Genomic DNA, 23,764 nt, shown 5'->3' with positions numbered 1-23,764 from the left:
CGGTAAGCGCTCACGGCCGCGGGGCCCCGTCTTCCCCTCTCGCACTGCCCTTGCGGCCAAGTAATGCAGTTCATTCTTAGTTTCTGCTATTCTGTGGCCACAAGCGAGGCGCTCGAAGGAAAGACTGGAATAGGTGCGGATGATGGGAGCAGTTGCAGATTCTGGCTGTAGCTCAGCAGATGTAAACCCACCCCTACCCCTCCAGGGAGGGGAATTTGTTGCATAGCGGAAGTAATACAGCATTTCTGCTTATTTGGGCGTAGAGGCGGCCAAAGACTTTCTGTTTGAACAAAGATAATAAGCGACTTTCTTACTCGTGCAGATACTCCCCTCCTCGGAGGGGTTGGGGTGGGTACAATTCGCCTGTTACCGCGTTACCGTCTACTCAAAAGACCTCGTAGCGTCTGGAGGACCTGCGAGGGTCTGCGCCTTTTCCCGTCCCTGGCCTCTTCGCCCATGCTAAATTTTAGACTCAGGATTCAGGATTTCCGTTTAGGGGCTCTTTTTCCAAAAACAGGCTCTAAACAGATTTACTGTTGGGTGTAATTAACATTTTGTGAAAATAAACCTGTGTTAGGAGTCTGTAAATGCGTTTTTTTTCAATTGTTAACCAATGCAGCATACATAGGAAACATTTGATGCATAGCTTCTTTTTGGGGGCTGGTTACCTTCATCCTGTTCTTTTCTGACGGTGGAGGCACGGCTCCTAGTGGCATGGCGTCTGGTCAGGGAAGGCAGAAACGTACACTTACCAGACAGTCTAATGAAGATTAGAAACACGCTTTGTTTAGCCCTTGTGGCCACGCTTTTCTCCTTTAAGGAACCGGCGGTAAAGAATTACCAGAAACTGGACGATGGGGTATTGGTGAAACTGGAGAAAGCCGCCAGCGGAGACCCGCAGATGGTGCAGCTTCGGGTGTTGGCCGACAACATCATTCAGGTGAAAGCTACGCCGGTAGAGCAGTTCTCGCAGGAGCCCAGTCTCATGGTGCTGGAAAACAAAAACGGAAAAACTGACTGGCAATTCCAGGAGAAAGGCAAAACCCTGGTCCTGAACACCAAGGACCTGCGCGTGGAAGTGGCGGCAGACAATGGAGCCGTCACTTTCTATGACAGAAACGGCAACGTGCTGTTACAGGAAAACAACCAGGGCCGGGAGGCATTTGCTCCCGTGAACCTGGGCAAGGAGCAGAGTTACCGCTTGCAGAAAGCGTTTAATGTGGAGCCCAATGAAGCCTTCTATGGGCTGGGACAGCACCAGGCGGGCCTCATGAACTACCGGGGGTGGCAGGTAGACCTCACCCAGTACAATTCAGTGGCGGTGGTGCCGTTTCTGGTGTCCAGCAAAAACTACGGCATTCTGTGGGACAATAACTCTATTACCAAGTTTGGCGATGTGCGCCCGTACCAGCCGCTGTCCAAACTGAAACTCTACGGCAAAGACCAGAAGCCCGGCGGCCTCACCGCCACCTATGCTTTTGATGCAACGTCTGGCCAGAAACCTATTGTGCGGCAGGAGACCGAGATCAACTACGAGTTTCTGCAAGATCAGAAGAGATTTCCGCAGGGTTACAAGCTGGAAGGAGGACTCATGACCTGGGAAGGCTTCATTGAGAGCGACGCCACCGGCGACCACCGCTTTGAGATGCCTTCCAGCGGCTACGTGAAAGTATGGATAGACAACAAGCTGCTGCTGGACCGTTGGCGCGAAGCCTGGAACCCGGGCATGTCGGTTTTCAAAGCGCCGCTCCAGAAAGGGCAGAAGCACGCGTTCAAGATAGAGTGGAACCCAGACGGCGGCGTTTCTTATCTGGCCCTGCGGTACTTAACCCCGCAACCCGCACAAGATCTAAACAAAATCGCCTTTGCCTCAGAGGCCGGTGACAGAATGGACTACTACTTTGTCTACGGCAAGAACTTAGACGGCGTCATTGGCGGCTATCGGCAGCTGACGGGCGCCGCGCAGGTCATGCCCAAGTGGGCCATGGGGTTCTGGCAAAGCCGCGAGCGCTACAAAACGCAGGAGGAGCTGCTGGGCGTGGTGAAGGAATTCCGGAAACGCCAGATTCCGCTGGACAACATCGTGCTGGACTGGTCTTACTGGGAAGAGGACAAATGGGGCAGCCAGGAATTTGACAAAACCCGGTTCCCCAACGCGCAGGCCATGATAGACGAGGTGCACGCCAACAAGGCGCAGATCATGATCTCCACCTGGCCCAAATTCTACGAAGGCATTGAGGCTTACAAACAGTTCGACCAGAAAGGCCTGCTCTACAAAACCAGCATCAATGAACAAATCAGAGACTGGATTGGCAAAGGCTACGTGTCTACGTTCTATGACGCCTTCAACCCAGAGGGGCGCCGCATGTTCTGGAACCTCATCAATGAGAAACTGTACAAAATGGGCATTGACGCCTGGTGGCAGGATGCCTCTGAACCCGATATTCTCTCCAATACCTCTATTGCGCACCGCAAGGCGCTCATGAACCCCACTTACCTCGGCTCCGCCGATAAGTATTTCAACGCGTACGTGCTGCAGCACAACAAAGGGATCTATGAGGGCCAGCGCAGCACCAACCCCAATGACCGGGTGTTCATCCTGACCCGTTCCGCCTTCGGGGGCTTGCAGCGCTACGGAGCCGCCACCTGGAGCGGAGACATTGCCGCCACCTTTGAGGAAATGGGCCGCCAGATTCCGGCCGGGCTCAACTTCTCCCTCTCCGGCCTGCCTTACTGGACCACCGACATTGGCGGTTTTTTCGTGGAGAACAAGTATGACCGTGGTCCCATGACGCCGGCAGCCCAGGAAGAGTGGCGTGAGCTGAACACCCGCTGGTACCAGTACGGCACCTTCACGCCCCTGTACCGCTCGCACGGCCAATATCCGTTCCGGGAGGTGTTCAATATTGCGCCCGAAGACCATAAGGCATATCAGTCCATTGTCTATTACAACAAGCTGCGCTATAGACTAATGCCGTACATCTACTCCCTCACAGGGCAAGTGTACCACCAGCACGGAACCATCATGCGGCCGCTGGTCATGGATTTTGGTGCAGACAAGAACGTGCACAACATAGGGGATCAGTTTATGTTCGGGCCCAGCCTGCTCGTGAATCCGGTGTATGTGAAGGGAGCCACCAAACGAAATCTTTATCTGCCCGCCAACACCGGCTGGTACAACCTCTATGACGGTTCTTACCAGAAAGGCGGCAAACAGATTACCGCCGATGCCCCTTATGAGCGCCTGCCGCTCTTCGTGAAAGAAGGTTCCATTCTGCCGTTTGGCCCCGAACTGCAATACACGGCAGAGAAGCCCGCCGAAACCATCACCCTCTACGTGTACGGCGGCAAAGATGCCTCCTTTGAACTCTACGAAGACGAGAACACTAACTACAACTACGAGAAAGGCAAGTTCGCCACCATTCCTATCACCTATCAGGAGGCCTCTAAAACCCTAACCCTGGGCAAACGCCAGGGCGAGTTCAACGGCATGCTCAGGAACCGCACTTTTCAGGTGGTGTACGTGCAGCCCGGCAAAGCCAAGAAACTACAGTTTGATGCCCAGCCAGATGCCACCATTGCCTATACGGGCAGCGCTAAAGCCGTGAAATTGAAATAGCCCTATTCTTCTATAGATAGACCTGATTCCTACTTTATTCAAACGTGATGAACAATATCCTATGAGAAAATTTCTACTGATTGCCTGGTTGCTCTGTTTGTGCGGAGTAGCCTATGCCCAGCAAACCGTGCGGGGGCGGATTACCTCCCAGGAAGACGGGAGCGGGGTGCCCGGTGCCACCATCAGTGTGAAGGGAAATGCCACCCTGGCCACCGCCACAGACGCTGAAGGTAATTTCCAGCTGAATTTGCCCACAGGGAATGAGACACTGGTGGTGACCTACATAGGCTATCTCACCCAGGAAGTGGCCGTGAACGGCAGAACCCAGCTGAACGTGGCCTTGAGGGCAGACACCAAAGCCTTAGAGGAAGTGGTGGTGATTGGTTACGGCGTGCAGGAGAAAAAACTGGTCACCGGAGCCACCACTCAGGTGAAGGGCGAGGACCTCCAGAAGCAGAATACCATCAATGCCTTGCAGGCCCTACAGGGACAGACGCCTGGGGTGCAGATTGCCTCCTCTTCCGGGCAGCCGGGAGAAGGCATGCGGGTACTAATCAGAGGAGTAGGTACAATCCATGGCACCTCTCCGCTGTACGTGGTAGACGGTGTGATTACCGGTGATATCAGCTACTTGAACCCCGCCGATATTGAATCTATTGACGTGCTGAAGGATGCAGCCTCAGCGGCTATCTATGGTTCCCAGGCGGCGAATGGGGTGGTGCTGGTAACCACCAAACAGGGAAGGTCTAACCAGCCTACCCAAACTACCTTTGACACCTATTACGGAATACAGAATCTGGCTAGAAAAGCCCGGGTACTGGATGCCAAAGAATATGCTTCTATCATGAATGAGGCCGCTATCAATTCAGGTAACCTGCCATGGTTTACCAATGAGGAGATTGCCACCCTGCCGGTAAACACTAACTGGATAGATGAGATGTTTGTCAAAGACGCCGTTACCCAGAATTATTCTTTGGGGGTTTCCGGTGGGTCCCAAAGTTCTATCTTTTCCACGTCTTTGGCTTATACCGGCCAGGAAGGGATTGTAGGCGGAAGAAAGTTATCTAACTATGAGCGCTACAATTTCCGCATCAACACAGAGCATACGCTGCTGAAAGATGTCTTGAAGTTGGGGCAGCACCTGAACTTCGCGTATGTGAACAACAACGGGATTGGGGTGGGAAACCAATACAACAATACACTGCGTGCAGCCTTCAACACCAGTCCTTTTGTACCCATGTATGATGAGGAAGGTAAATTCTTTGACAACAGCGAATCTACCTGGAACTCGGGTGAGGCCAACCCCTACGCCCTCATGGTGTACGGGAACCAGAACAGACGCAACAATCAGCGTCTCATTGGTGATGTGTACCTGGTGCTGGAGCCTATTAAAAACCTGCGGTTCAGGACCAGTCTGGGCATTGATTACTATGCCAATGAAAGCCGCTCCTATTTGCCCATCTATTCATTGTCTGCCTATTCATTCAGTGATTATACCCGGGTAAGCCAGTCCATGAACAAAGGCAGGACACTAATGTTTGACAATCTCCTAAGCTATGGATTTACGGTGGGCGAAAACCACAACCTAGAGGTAATGGCTGGTTCATCAGCCTTCCAAATGCTGGGCTCCGGCATCAACGGCTCTAATCGTAACTTGGTCATAGGTGATTTACGCTATGCCTGGCTATCCAACGCCACCAATACTGAAGGGGTACCCAACATGACCCTTGGTGGAGGACCAACCGACGAAGACAAACGATTATCCTACTTTGGCAGGGTTAGCTACAATTTTAAAGAAACCTATTTGTTGAACGCCACTTTCAGGGCAGACGGTTCTTCCCGCTTCCTGGATCGGTGGGGATATTTCCCTTCAGTATCGGTGGGGTGGGTGCTTACCAATGAACAGTTCCTCTCCGGTACACAGGATTGGCTTTCGTTCTTCAAACTGAGAGCCAGTTGGGGGCAGGTAGGGAACCTCAACGCCGGATTCTTCCAATATTTGGCGCCGGTTACCTTCACCAACACCAATTATGTTTTTGGGCCAGATCCAGCCAATCCCACCTCCGGCGATGTGCTTACTCCCGGCGCTTACACTAGTCGGTTGGGTAATCCTAACCTGAAATGGGAGACCTCAGAACAAACCAATATAGGCTTTGATGCCCGTTTCCTCAACGGTAAGCTTGACTTCAACTTTGACTGGTACACCAAAACGAGCAAAGACTGGCTTATAGAAGCTCCTATTCTGGCAACAGCCGGGGCATTACCTCCTTATATCAATGGGGGGAACGTGCAAAACAGAGGGGTAGAAGTTGCCTTGACCTATAACAGCAACCTGGGCGCCCTTAACTATCGCATTGGTGTAAACGGAGCCTATAATAAAAATGAAGTAGGTGAAATACCCACGGCAGATAAAATTATCCACGGGGCCATTAATCAGCTTTATGACAATGCGCCAGAGTTTTACCGGGCACAGAACGGCTATCCCATTGGGTATTTCTGGGGCTATAAAACAGCCGGGATATTCCAGACAGAGGCAGAAGTGAATGCTTACACCTCCAATGAGGGTACGTTGATCCAGCCTACAGCGCAGCCCGGTGATGTGCGCTATGTAGACGTGAATGGTGACGGGCAAATCAATGAGCAGGATAAAACCATGATAGGGAACCCTAACCCCAAGTTCACCTTTGGGTTCAATATCTCCGCTGATTACAAAGGCTTCGATTTCTCTTTGCAAGCCACAGGCGTAGCCGGAAACCAATTGGTGCAGTCTTACCGCAACCAAGCCAATCCGTTGGCCAATTACACAGCTGCCATTCTGGACCGCTGGCACGGGCCCGGTACATCTAATACTGTTCCGCGGGTAACGCAGGATTCCCGTAACTGGACCAATTTTTCTGATCTCTACATCCAAGATGGCGATTTCCTGAGAATCAGTACCGTGACGGTGGGCTACAACTTAGGTCAGTTGCTCAAACAAAACGCGCGTGCCCGCCAATTCAGAATCTTCGCCTCTGTTCTGAACCTCTACACCTTCACCAATTATGATGGCATGGACCCAGAGATTGGCTACACAGACGGTTTTGCCCAAGGGGTAGATGTGGGGTATTACCCTCGCCCCAGAACCATGATGTTGGGGGCCAACGTGAGATTCTAACCTTTAGCCTTGAAAAACATGAAAAACATAAAAACAATAGCGCTGGCGTTAGGAATGCTCTCATTAAACGCCTGCCAGGATTTTCTGGAGACGGAGCCTATTACGCAGTTAACTGAAACCAATTTTTACCGCACCCCAGATGATGCTTTCAAAGCTCTGGTAGGGTGTTATGACGGCCTACAGCGGGTCTGGGCAGATGGCATCAGTTTGCCCGTGGCCTCAGAAATTATGTCTGACAACAGCTTTGGCGGCACCGGGAACGCCGATGGTTTTAATCATCAGGCCATTGATGAGTTTGACATGAACCGTTCTCCCGCAGACCGTAATCTGTTCGGCCCAAACTGGACGGCTTATTATGCTGCCGTGTACCGGTGCAACGTGCTCATTGGCAAAATGGATCAGATTGAGTGGGGGAACCAAGCAAATCTGCGCAACACCTATGAGGCTGAAGCCCGTTTTCTGCGTGCTTACCTGTACTTTGACATGGTGCGTCTATGGGGAAATATCCCGCTTCTCACTGAGCCCTCTGCGGAGAACTTACCGCAGGCCAATCCAGATGAGGTGTACAAAGTCATTGCTCAGGATCTCAAGTTTGCGGCAAGCAACTTAGCGGCTACACCCTACACGGCACAGAGTACTGCTACTTACGGCCGGGTAACCAAATGGGCGGCCGAGGCTTTACTGGGGCGGGTGTTCCTGTATTACACTGGGTACTACGGTAAAGCTGATCTGGTGGGCGAGGTAGATAAAACGCAGGCACTCGCTTATGTGGAGGACGTGATCACCAACGGTGGTTTTGATTTGGTGGACGATTATGCCAAACTGTGGCCCGCTGCCTCCCTCTCCAATTACGCCGGCGAAGACAACAAAGAAACCGTGTTTGCTATCAAATACAGCCACACCAGCAATTATGACGGCAATACAGACGGTAACCATTGGATGGTAATGACCGGCATGCGTGAGCAGTTCAGCTATCCGTATGGAAACGGCTGGGGCGGGGCCACGGTCAATCCAAAGCTCTGGAACGCGTTCAGTGACAATGACACCCGCAAAGTAGCGTCTATCATTTCCATAGCCGGAGAAAAGATCGATTTTAAGAACAAACCCAAACAACGGGAATACACTGGGTACTACATCAAGAAATACAGCCCTCTGGTAGATGAACAGGGCAACAGCCTGCCGGTGAACATGGGTGCTGTCAATTTCATGATAGGGCAATACCAAGATTACGTCTCTATTCGCTACGCAGATGTATTGTTGATGGCTGCTGAGTTGGGAAGCCCCAACGCCCAGGCTTATTTTGACAAAGTGCGCCGGCGGGCTTACCAGAGCAAATTCACGGCTTTGTCTGTGTCGCAGGCGAATATCATGAATGAACGTCGTCTGGAATTTGCCGGTGAAGGCCACCGCTACTTTGATTTACTGCGCCAGGGTCTCAATGTGGCCGCTGCCGCTATTGCAGAGACCACTACCCTGGAAAACGGGGGCGTACCCACTACCAAAACCATTTCGGCTGAAAAGGTCCTCCAGACGAAGGGCTTGCAGCAGATCCCATACAACCAGGTTACGCTGTCAAATGGGATGCTGAAACAGAATGCGGGCTGGTAAGCAGCTTCAGATTTAATATGAAAGAAGAAGCCTGGGCGGGCAAACCTATAGGAACAGGAGCCCCGGCTTTAGTCTGACCATTAAAAACATACACAGATGAAACGTATAAAGTTATTATTTTACCTCCTGCTGGTGCCCGTGCTGTTTGGCACCTCCTGTCAGGACGATGACCAGGAACTGGGCCGGTTGCTGAACAAGTCTGAGCTCACGTACAGGGTAGAGCAGCCCAAGAACCTTGACGCGGGGGGGAACACGGTCATCCTCATCAATGAAACCCCGGGCACCATTTCCATGTGGGACTATGGCACTGGCCGCTCCACTAAAACGGTTGACACCGTCCGTTTTGCCTTCAAAGGGGAGTATGTGATCAAATTCTCGGCGGTGAGCGGCGGCGGGGTGGTAGAAGCAGATCCCATTACCATTCAGGTGACGGAAGACAACTTCAGTTACGTGAATGATCCGCTCTGGACGTATTTAACCGGCGGGGTGGGGCAGGAGAAAACCTGGATTCTGGACTACGGGAAACACGGGGTGTTTGATGGGCCGCTGTATTACTATGAGCCCCTCACCACCTGGGAGAACATGCAGGATGGAACCGCCAAACTTGGTTGGGCCCCTAGCTATGCAGATAACAGCTGGATTATCCCCGAAGCCGACATGGCCAGCACCATGACCTTCAGCCTGAAGGGTGGACCTTTCTTTTCCACCCATAAAGTATCTGAGGGCAAAGATGAAAAGGGAACGTACGCGTTTGACGCGGTTGGGCACACCATCAGCACCACGGGCGGTACCATTTTGCGCTCGCCCAGCTTTATTGCCAATGCCTCTAACTGGAACTCTAATCTGGTGGTGCTGTCACTCACGGAGAAATCACTGCAGATTGGCGTGAGAAGAACCAACTCTGAAGGTGACTACCTGTACGTCTGGAACTACATCTCCAAAGAATACGCCGACAATTATGTGCCGGAAGCACCCGTGGAAACCGGCCCAGACGAAGGTTTCGACCCCACGTTCCAGCCGGGCGAACTGCTGAACATGATCACGGGCGGATCTTTCTCCGGACGTATGTGGAAGCTGGATGCCGCCGGTAACCCCGTAGACTGGATTGCCAAAGGCAAAGGCTGGACCACCGGCCACGCCGCCTCCCGCGACTGGGGCTGGAACAACACCTGGGATGCCGCCGTGGCCAATTCCTGGATCAGGTTTGACCAATTTGGGGGTCTCAACTACACTCGCTTCCAGAACGGGCAAACCACCACGGGCACCTTCACCATTAATGAGGACACCAATGAGATTGTGCTAAGCGGCAACAATACGCTGCTGCAGAACGCGGGCCACTGGATGAGCCCCTCTACCAACACCATCAAGGTGGTGAAAGCGTTTCCTACGGCTTACCAGTCCAAAGGCATTTGGTTTGGAACCAGTTATGATGCCACCAAAGACGAGTGGCTGGCCTTCCATTATGTGTTGGGTAATTAAGCGTTTTCACCTCCTATCAACGTAAAACTTGCTTTCCGTTTAGGGGCTCTTTTTCCAAAAACAGCCCCTAAACGGAAAGCAAGGATATTTTCCTAAAGATAATTCAACGGTTCTGCTTTGGTTGAACCTTCCTGCTCCCGCAGATCTGTCACAGGTCTCCTTTCGCTATGCAAAAAAAAACACTTCCTTTCTCCCTTTCCCGTCTCATGGGGGCGCTTGCCCTGTTGCTGTTCATCGGTTTTACTGCCTGCAAGTCAGCAGAGGAGGCGCCGGTGCGGCAAAGAATAGACTTCACCAGAAACTGGACCTTCCTCCTGGGTGATAATGCCAAGGCCAAAGATCCAGCTTTTGATGACCGCCAGTGGCGCAAACTTCACCTGCCCCATGACTGGAGTATTGAAGGCCAGTTTGACCAGAAGCACCCGGCCGGAGTAGGCGGGGGCGCTTTGCCCGGCGGTATTGGTTGGTACCGCAAAACCTTCAGGGTGGAAGAGGCAGACAAAAGCAAACTGTTCTTCATTGACTTTGACGGCGTGTACACCAACTCAGAGGTCTGGATCAACGGCCACTATCTGGGCAAGCGGCCCAACGGCTATATCTCGTTCCGGTATGACCTCACGCCGCACCTGCGCTATGGGCAGCAATCCAACGTGCTGGCCGTGCGGGTAGACAATTCGCAGCAACCCAACTCGCGCTGGTACTCCGGTTCGGGCATTTACCGTAACGTGTGGCTCGTGAAAACCAATCCGGTGCACGTGGCGCAGTACGGTACCTTCGTGACCACGCCGCAGGTCTCCAGAGAATCGGCGAAAGTGCGTATCAGCACAAGTCTGGTGAACGCCCGGCAGCAGAAAGGGGAGTTCACGCTGCACACGCGCATCTATGACCAGCACGGCAAGGAGGTAGCCCACGTAGCCACGGAGGAACTGGGCTTGTCTGATTCCCTCACCGAGGTGAAACAGGAACTCACCGTGGCCAATCCCAAACTCTGGTCAACCCAAGAACCGCATCTCTACAAAGTGGTGACCCGGGTGGAGCAAGCTGGAACCGTGGTAGACAACTACGAGACACCGTTGGGCATTCGGACCTTTCACTTTGACGCGCAGAAAGGCTTTTCTCTGAACGGAACCCCCATGAAGATTCTGGGCGTGTGCAACCACCATGACTTGGGTGCCTTGGGCGCGGCCATTAACGTGCGGGCGCTGGAGCGGCAGTTGGAGATCATGCGCGGCATGGGGGTGAACGCCATCCGGACCTCGCACAACCCACCCGCCCCAGAGCTGCTGGACCTCTGCGATAAGATGGGCTTTATTGTCATGGACGAGGCCTTTGATATGTGGAAGAAAGAGAAAAGCAAGTTTGACTACAGCCTGGCCTGGGACCAGTGGCACCGCCGTGATCTGGAGGATTTCATCAAGCGCGACCGCAACCACCCCAGCGTGTTCATCTGGAGCATCGGGAATGAGATACCGGAGCAGTGGGGGCCCGAGGGCAAGGCCATTGCCACTGAGTTGGCCGGCATTGTGAAAAAACTGGATGCCACCCGGCCCATCACGGCAGGCTTGAACGAGCCCTATCCGCACAACAGCATTTACCAATCCGGCGGGCTGGATTTGGTGGGCTTCAATTACCACCACCAGGACTTTGAGAAGTTTCCGCAGAGCTTCCCCAACCAGAAATTCATCGCCACGGAGACTACCTCGGCCCTGGCCACCCGCGGGCACTATGACATGCCCTCAGACAGCATCCGCCGCTGGCCGTACCGCTGGGATTTGCCCTTCACCCAGGGGAACGAAGACCTCACCGTGTCTGCCTATGACAACGTGAGCACGCCCTGGGGCTCCACCCACGAGGAAACCTGGAAGCTCATGAAAAAGCACCCACACCTCTCAGGCATGTTCATCTGGACCGGCTTTGACTATCTGGGTGAACCCACCCCGTACGGCTGGCCCGCCCGCAGTTCCTACTTTGGCGTGGTGGATTTGGCCGGCTTCCCCAAAGACACTTATTATATGTACCAAAGCGAGTGGACAGACAAGCCCGTGCTGCACCTTTTCCCGCACTGGAACTGGCAACCCGGCCAAACCGTGGATGTCTGGGCCTACTACAACCGCGCCGATGAGGTGGAACTGTTCCTGAACGGGAAATCACTGGGCATAAAGAAAAAGCAGGGCGATGATCTGCACGTACAGTGGCGGCTGCCATTCCAGCCTGGAACGCTGCGGGCGGTTTCCAGGGCCAACGGGAAAGAGGTGCTCACCAGGGAAATCAGAACCGCCGGGGTCGCCGCCAAAATAGTGCTGGAAGCCGACCGCACCCAACTTTCGGCCGATGGCCGGGACCTGTCCTTCGTGACGGTGAAAATCCTGGACCAAGACGGCAATCTGGTGCCCCGCGCCAACAACCTGGTACATTTTAAGATAGACGGCAACGCCACCCTGGCGGGGGTAGACAACGGGCACCAGACCAGTCTGGAATCGTTCAAAGCCAATCACCGCAGGGCCTTCAACGGGCTCTGCTTGGCCATTCTACAGGCCCAGGAAAAAGCAGGCACCGTGAAACTCACCGCCACGTCTGAAGGCTTGCAACCGGCCACCGTCATGGTTCAGGTGAAGTAGAAGGGCGCGGCGGCGTTTAGGGGCAGTTTTCGGAAAAAGAGCCGCTAAACGGTCTGGCAGCAGAAAATCTTCGGCCATCTCCGGATGCAGTAAAAATAGAACTGTGTTTAGCGCCTCTTTTTCCGAAATTACGCCTGAACCAGAAACCATTTAAACCATGAACAACCAGATGACCCCATCCTTCCTCCGGGCTTTTGCGGTAGCGGTTTGCCTCCTGATCGGGGTGCAGGCCCAGGCCCAAAACAAGATAAAGGTAGCCTGCGTGGGCAACAGCATCACGGCCGGAACCCGGCTGAAACAGACGTATCCCATGGCCTTGCAGCAGTTGCTGGGCGAATCTTTTGAGGTGCGCAACTACGGGGTAGGCAGCCGCACGCTGCTCAAGAAAGGCGACTTCCCGTACTGGAAAGAGGCTCAATACCAAGATGCTCTGGGCTGGCAGCCCGATATTGTCATCATCAAGCTGGGCACCAATGATTCCAAACCCCAGAACTGGAAATTCAAAGACGAGTTTGTGCCCAACTACGTGGAGTTGGTGAACTCCTTCCAGAACCTGCCGTCCAAACCCAAAGTGTACGTGTGCCTGCCGCTCCCGGCCTTTGAAGACAAGTGGGGCATTACGGGCAGCATCGTGAAAAACGAGATCATTCCGGCGGTGCAGCAGGTGGCGCGGCAGACCAAGGCCCAGACCATTGACCTGTACACGCCTTTCCTGGGTAAAGCCAGCCTCACCTATGACGCCATTCACCCCAACGAAGAAGGGGCGGCGCTGCTGGCGGCCGAGGTACGGAAAGCGCTGCCCAAGAAGATGAAGAAGAAAGCCAAGAGAAGTAAAGCCGTTTAGGGGCTCTTTTTCCAAAAACAGGCGCTAAACGCCAGCTAGCCCGTTGGGCTGGCTACCGATTGTTGCAGAACCTTATTTGATTCCGTCCATGCTCCCACGTTCCGTGCTCTTGCTGCTGTTTGCCCTGGTTTTCAGAACTACTCTGGTGCTGGGGCAGGCAGATCCGTTTCAGGTTCCCAAGAAAGGATTTGCCAGTTGGTTGCCGGCTCCGGCCTGGGAACATGCGCTCCTGAGCGGAAATGGGGCCATGGGCGCCATGGTCATGGGCAACCCGCATGATGAAACCATCATCCTGAACCAGGCCCAGCTCTATCTGCCCGCAACTGAGCCCAAACCACCCATTGACCAGGCCAGCCGCTTAGCCGAGATACGCGCTTTAATCTTGCAGGGCAAGTACGAAGAAGCCGCCAAGATACCGGTGGAGCAGAGCCTGAAGGAAGGCTACGGCGGACATCTGTGGTCTAATCCTTACGTACCGGCCTTTGATGTAAGAATGCGGCTGGAGCCCAGCAACGTGCAGAAATACGCCCGTACGGTAGATTTTGAGACCGGCGAGGCCAAAGTGGTCTGGACCGATCAACACGGAACCTACACCCGCTCCGTCTTCGTGTCCCGCCCCGACAGCGCCGTGGTGATTTCCCTGAAAGGCACCGGCAAGATTAACGGCCGTATTTCCTTCGCGCGGCGGCCGGTGGAGTGGCAGCAGTGGGAGCAGATCAACAAGACCATAGAAAGCGTAGACATTGCCGCCCAAGGCCAATGGCTCACCTACCGGAGCGGCTACAAAAAGCGCTGGACCGGCAGCCTGCAAGGCTATGAGGGCGTAGGCCGGGTAGAGGTGAAGGGCGGCAGCTCGCGTGCGCAGGGAAGCGAAATGGTGGTGCAGAATGCAGACGAGGTGCTGGTTTTTATCAAGATCAACGCCAGTTATGACTACGCCACGTCGCAGGTGGAGCAGCTCAAACAGCATTTATCGGGCTTGCCCGCGGAGTACGCAGCCCTGGTGGCTCGGCACCGCCGGGTGCACGGTGAGCTGTTCAACCGCGTGCAGCTGGACCTGGGCGATAACGGAACGCGGGAACCTCTGTTCAGCGAGACCATGAACCAGGTGGCGCAGCACGGCAAAGTATCTCCGGCCATTATCCAGACGCAGTTTGATGCCGCCCGCTACCACATCATCTCGGCCACGGGCATTAATCCGCCTAATTTGCAGGGCATCTGGGGCGGCACCTGGACTCCGCCGTGGTCGGCAGATTTCACCCATGACGGAAACGTGGAAGTCGCCATCTCGGCGTTGCTCACCAGCCGCACCCCGGAGCTGATGCTCGCCTACTTTGATTACCATGACAAGCGGTTGCCGTTTTACAGAGACAACGCCCGGAAGATGTTCGGGACGCGGGGCATCCATGTGCCGTCGCATACCAGCAGCCACGGCTGGGACAACCACTTTGACCCCGTCTGGTGCCTGAGCCTCTGGACCGGCGGCGCCGGCTGGACGGCCAGTTTCTACCATGACTACTGGCTCCACACCCGTGACCGGAAGTTCCTGCGGGAGCGCGCTTATCCGTTTATGAAAGAGGCCGCGCTGTTCTATGAAGATTTCCTCACCCAAGGCCAAGACGGGAAATACGTGTTCAATCCGTCGTACTCGCCGGAGAACAACCCGGCCAACTCAACCTCGCAGGCCAGCATCAACGCCACCATGGATGTGATGCTGGCCAAACAACTGCTGCGCAACTGCGTGGCGGCGGCGCAGGAACTGAGCACAGACAAAGCACAGGTGCGGAAATGGCGGCAGATGCTCTCCAAAATGCCCCCCTATGAGCTGGACGAGGCTGGTGCGCTGAAGGAATGGCTCTGGCCCGGCCTCCAGAACAACCACCAGCACCGCCACGTCTCGCACCTCTACAGCCTCTATGACCAGCTAGACCCTGATTTTAAAAACAACCCACAGTTGCTGGCCGGGGCCCGCAAGGTGATAGAGGAGAAAATGAAGTTCCGCTACCGCGAGAACGGGGGCGAGATGGTGTTTGGGTTGGCGCAGATGGCGTTTGTGACCGCTAACCTGGAAGACGCCGCCACCACCGCCCAACTCATAGACTGGCTGGCCCGCTACTACTGGACCAACGGCCTGGCCACCTACCACAACCCGGGCAATCTGTTCAACCTGGACCTCAGCGGCGGTTACCCTTCCGTGATCATGCGCGCCTTGGTCTACTCTGAGCCGGATCTGGTGAAACTGCTGCCCGCCAAACCCCAAGCCTGGGAAACCGGCAGCATCTCGGGGCTGCTTCTGCGGGGCGGGGTAACGGTGGAGAATCTGGCCTGGAGCAAAGACGAAGTGACCGCCGTGCTGAAAGCCAGCCAGAAGCAGGAGATCATGGTGCAGGCACCCAAAGGTATGTCCCTCGTTTCCGGCGGAAAAACAGCCGGGCAGAAAGTGAACTTACCCGCGGGCAAGGAAGTGCGTCTGGTGTTCAGGGCGAATCTATGATCTTCCCGGCTTGTATAGATCAGGGAGGCAGCGTTCCGTTTAGGAGCTCTTTTTCAGGAATTTGCCTTAAACCAGAAAACTGCCGCCTAAATCCACCGAAGGAAATGCTGGGTTGCGCCAACTGTGCTTTCCGCAGCGGAAAAGGCGTTTAGCGGCTCTTTTTCCGAAAACGGCCCCTAAACGCCTTTCTGGTTTATTCTGCTTTCAACGGTGCAGGTAACATTTAGCACCGTGATTGGAAACATTTGATACCCCCGCGGCTTGGGTGCTGTCTTTATCTTTACCACTAGGTTATAGGTAGTACAATTCTGTTTAGCGGCTCTTTTTGGAAAAAGAGCCGCTAAACGCACTTTCAGTTCACAGCCCACGCCAGACTCATGCACCCACTTTCCCCGATGACGTTTGCCCCAGCTTTCTTTGCCAAGCGCCTGCGCCGGGTTCTGGTGGTCTTGCTGCTGGTGCTCCTGAATAATGCCCAGAGTATGGCGCAGGCGCAGGAAACCTATACCTGGAAGAACGTGCAGATCAACGGAGGCGGTTTTGTGACGGGCTTGGTGTACCATCCCTCTGAAAGGAACCTGCTCTACGCCCGTACCGATGTAGGCGGAGCCTTCCGCTGGGATGCCGCCGCCGCCACCTGGGTTCCGCTGCTGGACCACCTCACCCGCCAAGATGAAAACCAGATGGGTGTCCTAAGTCTGGCGCTGGACCCAACCAATGCAGATAAACTTTACCTGGCCACGGGCTTGTATTCCCAGTCCTGGGCGGGCATGGGCGCGGTGCTGGCTTCGGGAGACCGGGGCAAAACCTGGCGGCGCACTAACCTGCCCATCCGCCTGGGCGGAAACGAAGACGGACGGTCCACCGGTGAGCGGTTGCAGGTAGACCCTAATTTGGGTAGCCTGCTGTACCTGGGAACCTCTACTGATGGCCTGTGGCGCAGCACAGATGCGGGCGCTGGCTGGAGCAAGGTGAACACTTTTCCGGTCGGTAGCACCGCGGTAGGCAGCGGGGGCATCGGGTTTGTGCTTCTGGATAAAAGCAGCGGCACTGCTGGCACGGCCACACCCACCATCTACGTGAGCGTGCTCAGAACCGGCAGCGCCAACCTGTACCGCACTACCAACGGCGGCACCACCTGGGAAGCCCTGCCCAACCAGAACACAGAGTACATGCCGCACCATGCCCAACTGGCGGCAGATGGAACGCTCTTTGTCACGTACGCCAACGGCCCCGGCCCCAACGGCGTAACCGGCGGAGCCGTGCGCAAATTCAACCCCGCCACCGGCGCCTGGACCCAACTGACGCTGCCCGCCGGGCAAGGCGGCTTCGCCGGATTGAGCCTGGATGCCCAAAACCCCAACACCCTGCTCGTTTCCACCTTAAACCGCTGGTGGCCCAATGATGAAATCTACCACAGTACCGACGGCGGTGCCACCTGGCGCGCTGTGCTGGGTCCCGGAACCCGTGACCATGCCACCGCGCCCTACGCCCAGGCGTCCAACCCGCACTGGATAGGAGATGTGGAGATCAACCCTCTGGACGCGAACCAGGCTTGGTTTATCACCGGCTACGGAGTTTTCCATACTACCAACCTACAGGCAGCAGACCAGAACCAACCCGTCGCCTGGGCGTTCCAAAACAAAGGCTTGGAGGAAACCGTGCCGCTCAAGCTCATCAGTCCGCCAAGCGGGGCGTCTCTGGTCAGCGCCATCGGGGATATAGACGGTTTCCGGCACGATAACCTGGACGCATCTCCGGCTACGGGCCGATTGACTCCCCGCTTCGGCACCAACACCTGGATTGACTACGCCCCCAACCAACCCGAATTCATGGCGCGCGTCCACTACGGCGCCGAGGGGAAATATGGTGCCTACTCCAGAGACGGCGGCACTACCTGGACCTCCTTCGGGAGTTTCCCGGCGGGCACTACGGGCGGCGGCGTGGTGGCAGTTTCCGCCGACGGCAGTACCTTGGTGTGGGCTCCGGGAAACAATGCGGTATCTGTGTATTATTCCCGCAACCGGGGCACTACCTGGACAGCCTCCGCCGGTGTCTCCAGAGCAGGACTCAAACCCATGGCAGATAGAGTTAATCCGCAGAAATTCTATGTATATGATGCTGAGGCCGGGAGGGTGTTGGTAAGTACAGACGGCGGTGCTTCGTTCACCACCGGGGCTTCCAATCTGCCTGCGCTGGCCAGCTGGCAAATGTGGGCCGCCAATGCTGTACCGGCGTACGGCAAGGAAGGCGACCTCTGGCTTACCCATACCACCAACGGCTTGTACCGGTCCACTAACTCAGGAGCCTCTTTTACCCGTCTTGCCCATGTGCAGGAGGCCACTAAAGTAGGGTTCGGGAAGCCGAAGGAGGGCAAGACCTATCCGGCAGTCTATCTGGTTGGGAAAGTAGATAACTTGCTGGGCTTCTTCCGCTCAGACGATGAAGGCACCACCTGGGTCCGTCTCAACGATGACCAACACCACTTTGGCGGCATCAATGACATCACCGGTGACCCGCGGGTGTACGGGCGCGTCTACCTGGCTACGGCTGGGCGCGGAATCATCTACGGGAACAGCAGTGGCATTGTCAACAGTGCATCTGAAGAAGAACGGATAGCGTTACGGTATTGGCCCAATCCATTTCAAAAGAGTATAAAAGTGCAGGCAGCGCACCCGTTCCGGTATGAGATCAGAAACGTGGCGGGGGTATTGCTGGAGGCGGGCACCAGCACCGGTACCAGTGAGGTAGGGGGTAAGCTTCCGGTAGGTTTGTACTTGCTCAAAACTCAGTGGAAAGACAAAGAGAGAACGGTTAAAATCATAAAACAATAAATGCGCAAGAAATTTTGGCGTCCGCTGCTGCTGGGCCTTCTGTTAGGAGGTACGGGGCGAGCGGCAATGGCACAGGCCCCTTCAGAGGAAATCAGGTTAAACCAAGTGGGCTTTTACCCGGCGGCCCCCAAAGTGGCGGTAGTGGTGGGCGAGCTGAAGGAGACCGTGTTTCACGTGAAGACCGCAGACGGGAAGAAAACCGTTTTCAGCGGCAAACTCGCTCCCATGAAACCGGCCGAGTTCTCCAAAAAACCGACGCGGGTCGCTGATTTCAGTTCACTGCGGCAAACTGGAACCTTTGTGCTGGAAATACCCGGCAAGGGAACCTCGTACACATTTGAGGTGAAACCCAAGGTGCATGAGGCGGTGGCGGCGGCTTCCATCAAAGGGTTTTACTACCAGCGTACGTTTTCAGAACTGCCCCAGCAGTATGCAGGCCAGTGGCCCCGGCCCGCCGGGCACCCAGACACGCAGGTGCTCATCCACCCGTCGGCGGCCTCGCCCCAGCGGCCCGCCGGCTCCGTGATTTCCTCGCCCCGGGGTTGGTATGATGCCGGAGATTATAACAAGTACATTGTGAACAGCGGCATCACCATGGGTACTTTGCTGTCGGGGTATGAGGATTTTCCGGAGTACTTCCAGAAGCAGTCTCTGAACATTCCGGAAAGCGGAAACCAGGTGCCCGATCTCCTGGACGAGGTGCTGTGGAACCTCCGCTGGATGCTCACCATGCAGGACCCGCAGGACGGCGGCGTGTACCATAAACTCACCAATCCGGCCTTTGACGGGATCATTATGCCGCACCAGGCCCAGAACCCGCGCTACGTGGTGCAGAAGGGGACCGCCGCCAGCCTGGATTTTGCCGCCGTAATGGCGCAGGCCAGCCGGGTGTACGGGAAGTTCCCCAAAGCATTTCCAGGCCTGGCAGATTCCTGCCTCACCGCCGCCACCAAAGCCTTCGCCTGGGCGCAGCAAAACCCAAAGGTAGAATACAACCAGGAGGCTATTAATAAGGAGTTCCAGCCCCAGATCTCCACGGGTGCCTACGGCGACAAAGACTTCCAGGACGAGTTTATCTGGGCCGCCGCCGAGCTGTACCTCACCACTAAACAGGACCGCTACTACACCGCCGTAAACCTGTTCCCAGACGACAAGATGCCGCTGCCCTCCTGGGGGCAGGTGCGGCTATTGGGGTATTACTCGCTGGCCCGGTTTTCCAAAGAACTGACTCCGGTAGCCAAGAAAGACCTGCCCCTGCTCCAGAAACGTCTGGTGGCTTTCGCCGATGAACTGATGGCCGGTGCCCATGACCGTGCTTACCGCACCGTCATGGGCAAAACTGAAAGGGACTACAACTGGGGGAGTAGTTCCAATGCCGCCAACCAGGGCATTGCGCTGCTGCAGGCATTCAGGATCACCTCAGACAGAAAATACCTGCACGCAGCCCTCTCTAACCTGGATTACCTGCTGGGCAGAAACGCCACTGGCTTCTCCTTTGTCACCGGGTACGGCCAGAAGTCTACCCGGCACCCGCACCACCGTCCGTCCATGGCCGATGGGATTGCCGAGCCGGTGCCGGGCCTGCTGGCAGGCGGACCCAACGGGCAGGCCAACCGGCAGGACAAATGCCCCACCTATACCGCCACCTCGCCAGATGAAATGTACACCGATGATGATTGTTCTTACGCCTCCAACGAAATCGCCATTAACTGGAACGCCCCGCTGGTGTACCTGGCCAATGGCTTGGAAGCTCTGCTGCAAAAGGAATAACACCCCCGCGTTTAGGGGCTCTTTTTCCAAAAACAGCCGCTAAACGCAGGAGTAGAGAGTTAGAGTTAACATTCTGTACCTAAAATAGAACCATTTGGAGCGCCTGCGTCTGGGCTTTTCTGGGGAATTTTGTCTGGCTGCATGAGAAGTTGCGGGCCTCTGGTAAGGCTTGCGTTTAGGGGCCGTTTTCCCAAAAAGAGCCCCTAAACGCAAAATGCCATCATAGCCTTTGGAGCTTCTTGATCAGGTGCGGCGGTATGTTTCCTCTAAAAGAACCTCTATGACCCATCGTTCCTCCTCCTGGAGAAAGCTTGGCTGCCTTGCCTTTGCGGCGCTGCTGGCGGCTTGTTCCTCCACCCAAACCACTAGTACTTCCGGTGCCCCTGCGGCCACTGCTGTGCAAACCAGTCCGGCCCCCGACCCCAACGGCATTTCCATGGCCCATGAGGCCGACATTAATAAGTTGATCTCCCAGATGACGCTGGAGGAGAAGGTGAACATGCTCCACGCCTCTTCATCCTTCACCTCGGGTGGGGTGCCCCGCCTGGGAATCCCGGAACTCACCACCTCAGACGGACCGCACGGCGTTAGGCCAGAGCACGGTCGCGACTGGTCTCTGGACAACGCGGGCAACGATTCCTCTACCTATCTGCCCACGGGCATTGCGTTGGCGGCTACCTGGAACCCGGAGCTGGGTTACGCCTTCGGCGAAGTGCTGGGGCAGGAAGCCAAGGCGCGGGGCAAAGACGTGATCCTGGGGCCGGGTGTCAACATCATGCGTACGCCCCTCAACGGCCGTAACTTTGAGTACCTCAGCGAAGATCCTTACTTAACTTCCCGCATGGCGGTGGGCTATATCAAAGGCGTGCAGGACCAGGGCATTGCCGCCTGTGTGAAGCATTACGCTGCCAACAACCAGGAGATAAAGCGCGCCAAAGTAGACGTGCACATGAGTGAGCGCGCGTTGCGCGAGATTTACCTGCCCGCCTTCAAAGCCGCCATCACCGAAGGCGGTGCCCTCACCATTATGGGTGCCTACAACAAGTTCAGGGGCCAATACTGCACGCATAACCAATACCTCATCAATGACATCCTGAAAGGCGAATGGGGCTTCAAAGGCTTGGTCATGAGCGATTGGGGCGCGGTGCTCAACACCATGGAAGCCCTGCACAACGGCACAGATCTGGAAATGGGTACCGATCTGTTGCAGATGCCCAACATCAACTACCACAAGTTCTACCTGGGTGATACTGTGGTGGCTTTGGTGCGTAGCGGCAAGGTGCCGGAAGCCCTCATAGATGATAAAGTGCGGCGCATTCTGCGGGTAATGTACCACACCAACATGATAGGAGGCCAGCGTACTCCCGGGGCGCTGAGTACCAAAGCCCATCAGCAGACTGCCCAGAAAGTGGCTGAGGAAGCCTTGGTGCTCCTGAAGAACGAAGGCAATCTGCTGCCCCTGTCCAAAGACAAAGTAAAAACTATTGCCGTGATAGGGGCTAACGCCACCCGCAAGCAAGCCATGGGAGGCGGATCATCTCAGGTGCGTCCGCCCTATGAGGTGACGCCCCTGCAGGGAATTCAGCAACTGGTGGGGACTGGGGTGAAAGTGACCTATGCGCCCGGTTTTGAGGTGACCAGAGCCGAGAAAGCCAACCCAAAGCTGATCGCGGAGGCCGTACAGGCCGCCAAAAATGCCGACCGGGTGGTGTACGTAGGCGGTTGGACCCACGGCTACACCGATAATTGGGATGGTGGCGCCTTTGACGCCGAAGGAGCCGACAAGCCCAGCCTGACCATGCCTTTCGCCCAAAATCATCTGCTCACGGCAATTTTGCAGGCCAATCCGAACACCGTGGTGGTGCTCATTGGCGGCGGCCCCGTTGATATGACTCCGTGGATCAACCAGACCAAAGCGGTGGTGCAGGCCTGGTATCCGGGTATGGAAGGAGGAACGGCATTGGCCAAGGTGCTCTTTGGGGAAATCAATCCCTCAGGTAAACTGCCCGTCTCGTTCCCCAAAAGATTGCAGGACTCCCCGGCGCACGCCCTGGGGCAATATCCCGGCGACAAAGACACCATCCGGCTGGAATACCGAGAAGATATATTTGTGGGCTACCGCTACTTTGATACGTACAAGGTGGCGCCGCTCTTCAGTTTCGGGCACGGGTTGTCTTACACCAGTTTCGGATACAGCAATCTAGACGTGCGCCAAGATGGAGATGCCGTGCAGGTGCGCTTACAGGTGCAGAATACGGGTCGGTTGGCTGGGGCCGAGGTGGTGCAGGTGTACGTCAATGACGAGCAGGCCTCAGTAAAACGGCCCGAGAAAGAGCTCAAAGGCTTTCAGAAGGTGTTTTTGCGGCCCAACGAAAGCAAAACCGTGACGCTCACTTTGCCAAAAGATGCGTTTCAGTTCTATGACGAGGCAAAGCGGCAGTGGGTACTGGAACCGGGCAAATTCCAGATACTGGTAGGGAGTTCCTCCAGAGATATTCGGGAGCAGGCGGAGGTGACGCTTTAGTCCTGGTTTACTACCGGCCCGCAACTGAAGCCGCGACTTGAGAAAGTCGCGGCTTCTTCCGTTTAGGGGCTCTTTTCAGAAAAAGAGCCCCTAAACGAACCTTTTGCTATTTCTTGCCCGTCTAACGATTTTCTTTTCATCCTCCTTAGGAGAAGACTTATGACCAGCAGTGGAGATAAGGAGGGAATAGAGAGGGAAAACTTCTTCCTAGATAATTTATTGATTTTTCCCTCCCTAGAGTGACGATTCAACTGTTTGAATGTACTTCAACTGCAGCAGGAGTATCAGGAGTGCGTGTGTTGTTAAAAAAGGACTAGTTAAGGTTGCTTTGTATTATACATTTTTGACTTTTTATCACACAAGTTGTAGCAGATTCAATTTATTTTTCCGAGCTTTAGGAAAGCTTGAAATAAGTGATCTGATTATTTATATTTGATTTAAAGGTATCATAGTTATTAAAAATTTAAAATAAGCTTCAGGAATGGCGGGTTGTTTGGGTATATGTGAATGGAAATAGTGGGAGCCTTTTTATTTTCTGTTTTATGCCATCGTTGGTATAAAATCTGATTAGATTCAGTAAATGATAAAATAGTATTATATGTTTGCAGAGAATATTCTTAGGTTTGTATAGCATCAAAAAACTGCTAGATATTTTTTGTAAGAAACTGATTGTTAATCAGTTTTGAATTTAATTATCGTGTTGGGCCAAGAAATGGCACCCTCTCTTGGGTGTCTAGTGCCAGGTGTGTGCTTGAATGTGTTTCCTTACTCTTATAGCTTATTGGATCTCAATGATGCGTCACTTATGGTTCGGCGTTGC

General features: G+C 54.8%; 10 protein-coding genes. All 10 read left to right on the top strand.

The annotated features are described in order from the left end of the window. The first annotated feature begins 763 nt into the window (after positions 1-763). The 10 genes from EFA69_RS08910 (at position 764) to EFA69_RS08865 (ending at position 22,944) form a co-directional block, all read left to right on the top strand. Positions 764-3,619, top strand: a complete 2,856-nt coding sequence (locus tag EFA69_RS08910; RefSeq protein WP_123132752.1) for a TIM-barrel domain-containing protein — start codon at positions 764-766, stop codon at positions 3,617-3,619. Between the two features lie 61 nt (positions 3,620-3,680). After that, entirely contained in the window at positions 3,681-6,773 is a 3,093-nt protein-coding gene (locus EFA69_RS08905) for a SusC/RagA family TonB-linked outer membrane protein (RefSeq protein ID WP_123132751.1), read from the top strand. 18 nt (positions 6,774-6,791) lie between these two features. After that, positions 6,792-8,381 carry a RagB/SusD family nutrient uptake outer membrane protein gene (locus EFA69_RS08900; protein WP_123132750.1) on the top strand — a complete coding sequence of 530 codons (1,590 nt, stop codon included), beginning with the start codon at positions 6,792-6,794 and terminating at the stop codon, positions 8,379-8,381. 96 nt (positions 8,382-8,477) lie between these two features. Beyond that, positions 8,478-9,860: a hypothetical protein gene (locus EFA69_RS08895; protein ID WP_123132749.1), complete on the top strand. Its 1,383-nt coding sequence runs from the start codon at positions 8,478-8,480 to the stop codon at positions 9,858-9,860. Positions 9,861-10,027: 167 nt separating this feature from the next. Then, complete coding sequence (galB, locus tag EFA69_RS08890) at positions 10,028-12,478, top strand: beta-galactosidase GalB (protein WP_245964527.1); 2,451 nt, start codon at positions 10,028-10,030, stop codon at positions 12,476-12,478. Positions 12,479-12,635: 157 nt separating this feature from the next. Continuing rightward, positions 12,636-13,322 carry a GDSL-type esterase/lipase family protein gene (locus EFA69_RS08885; protein ID WP_221175697.1) on the top strand — a complete coding sequence of 229 codons (687 nt, stop codon included), beginning with the start codon at positions 12,636-12,638 and terminating at the stop codon, positions 13,320-13,322. Between the two features lie 88 nt (positions 13,323-13,410). Further along, complete coding sequence (locus EFA69_RS08880) at positions 13,411-15,816, top strand: glycosyl hydrolase family 95 catalytic domain-containing protein (protein WP_123132747.1); 2,406 nt, start codon at positions 13,411-13,413, stop codon at positions 15,814-15,816. A gap of 377 nt (positions 15,817-16,193) precedes the next feature. Further along, positions 16,194-18,650, top strand: coding sequence for a carbohydrate-binding protein (locus EFA69_RS08875; protein WP_148041311.1), 2,457 nt, complete (start codon positions 16,194-16,196; stop codon positions 18,648-18,650). Next, a complete protein-coding gene (locus EFA69_RS08870; protein ID WP_123132745.1) occupies positions 18,651-20,420 on the top strand; it encodes a glycoside hydrolase family 9 protein in 1,770 nt (589 codons plus the stop codon). It abuts the gene before it with no gap. Between the two features lie 280 nt (positions 20,421-20,700). After that, on the top strand, positions 20,701-22,944 hold the full coding sequence (locus EFA69_RS08865) for a glycoside hydrolase family 3 C-terminal domain-containing protein (RefSeq protein WP_123133424.1): 2,244 nt from the start codon (positions 20,701-20,703) through the stop codon (positions 22,942-22,944). Positions 22,945-23,764 lie beyond the last annotated feature (820 nt).

The sequence above is a fragment of the Rufibacter immobilis genome, from assembly GCF_003721565.1.
GTDB lineage: Bacteria > Bacteroidota > Bacteroidia > Cytophagales > Hymenobacteraceae > Nibribacter > Nibribacter immobilis.
Note: the sequence above shows the minus strand (reverse complement) of the source record. Positions and strands in the feature narration are given on the sequence as shown.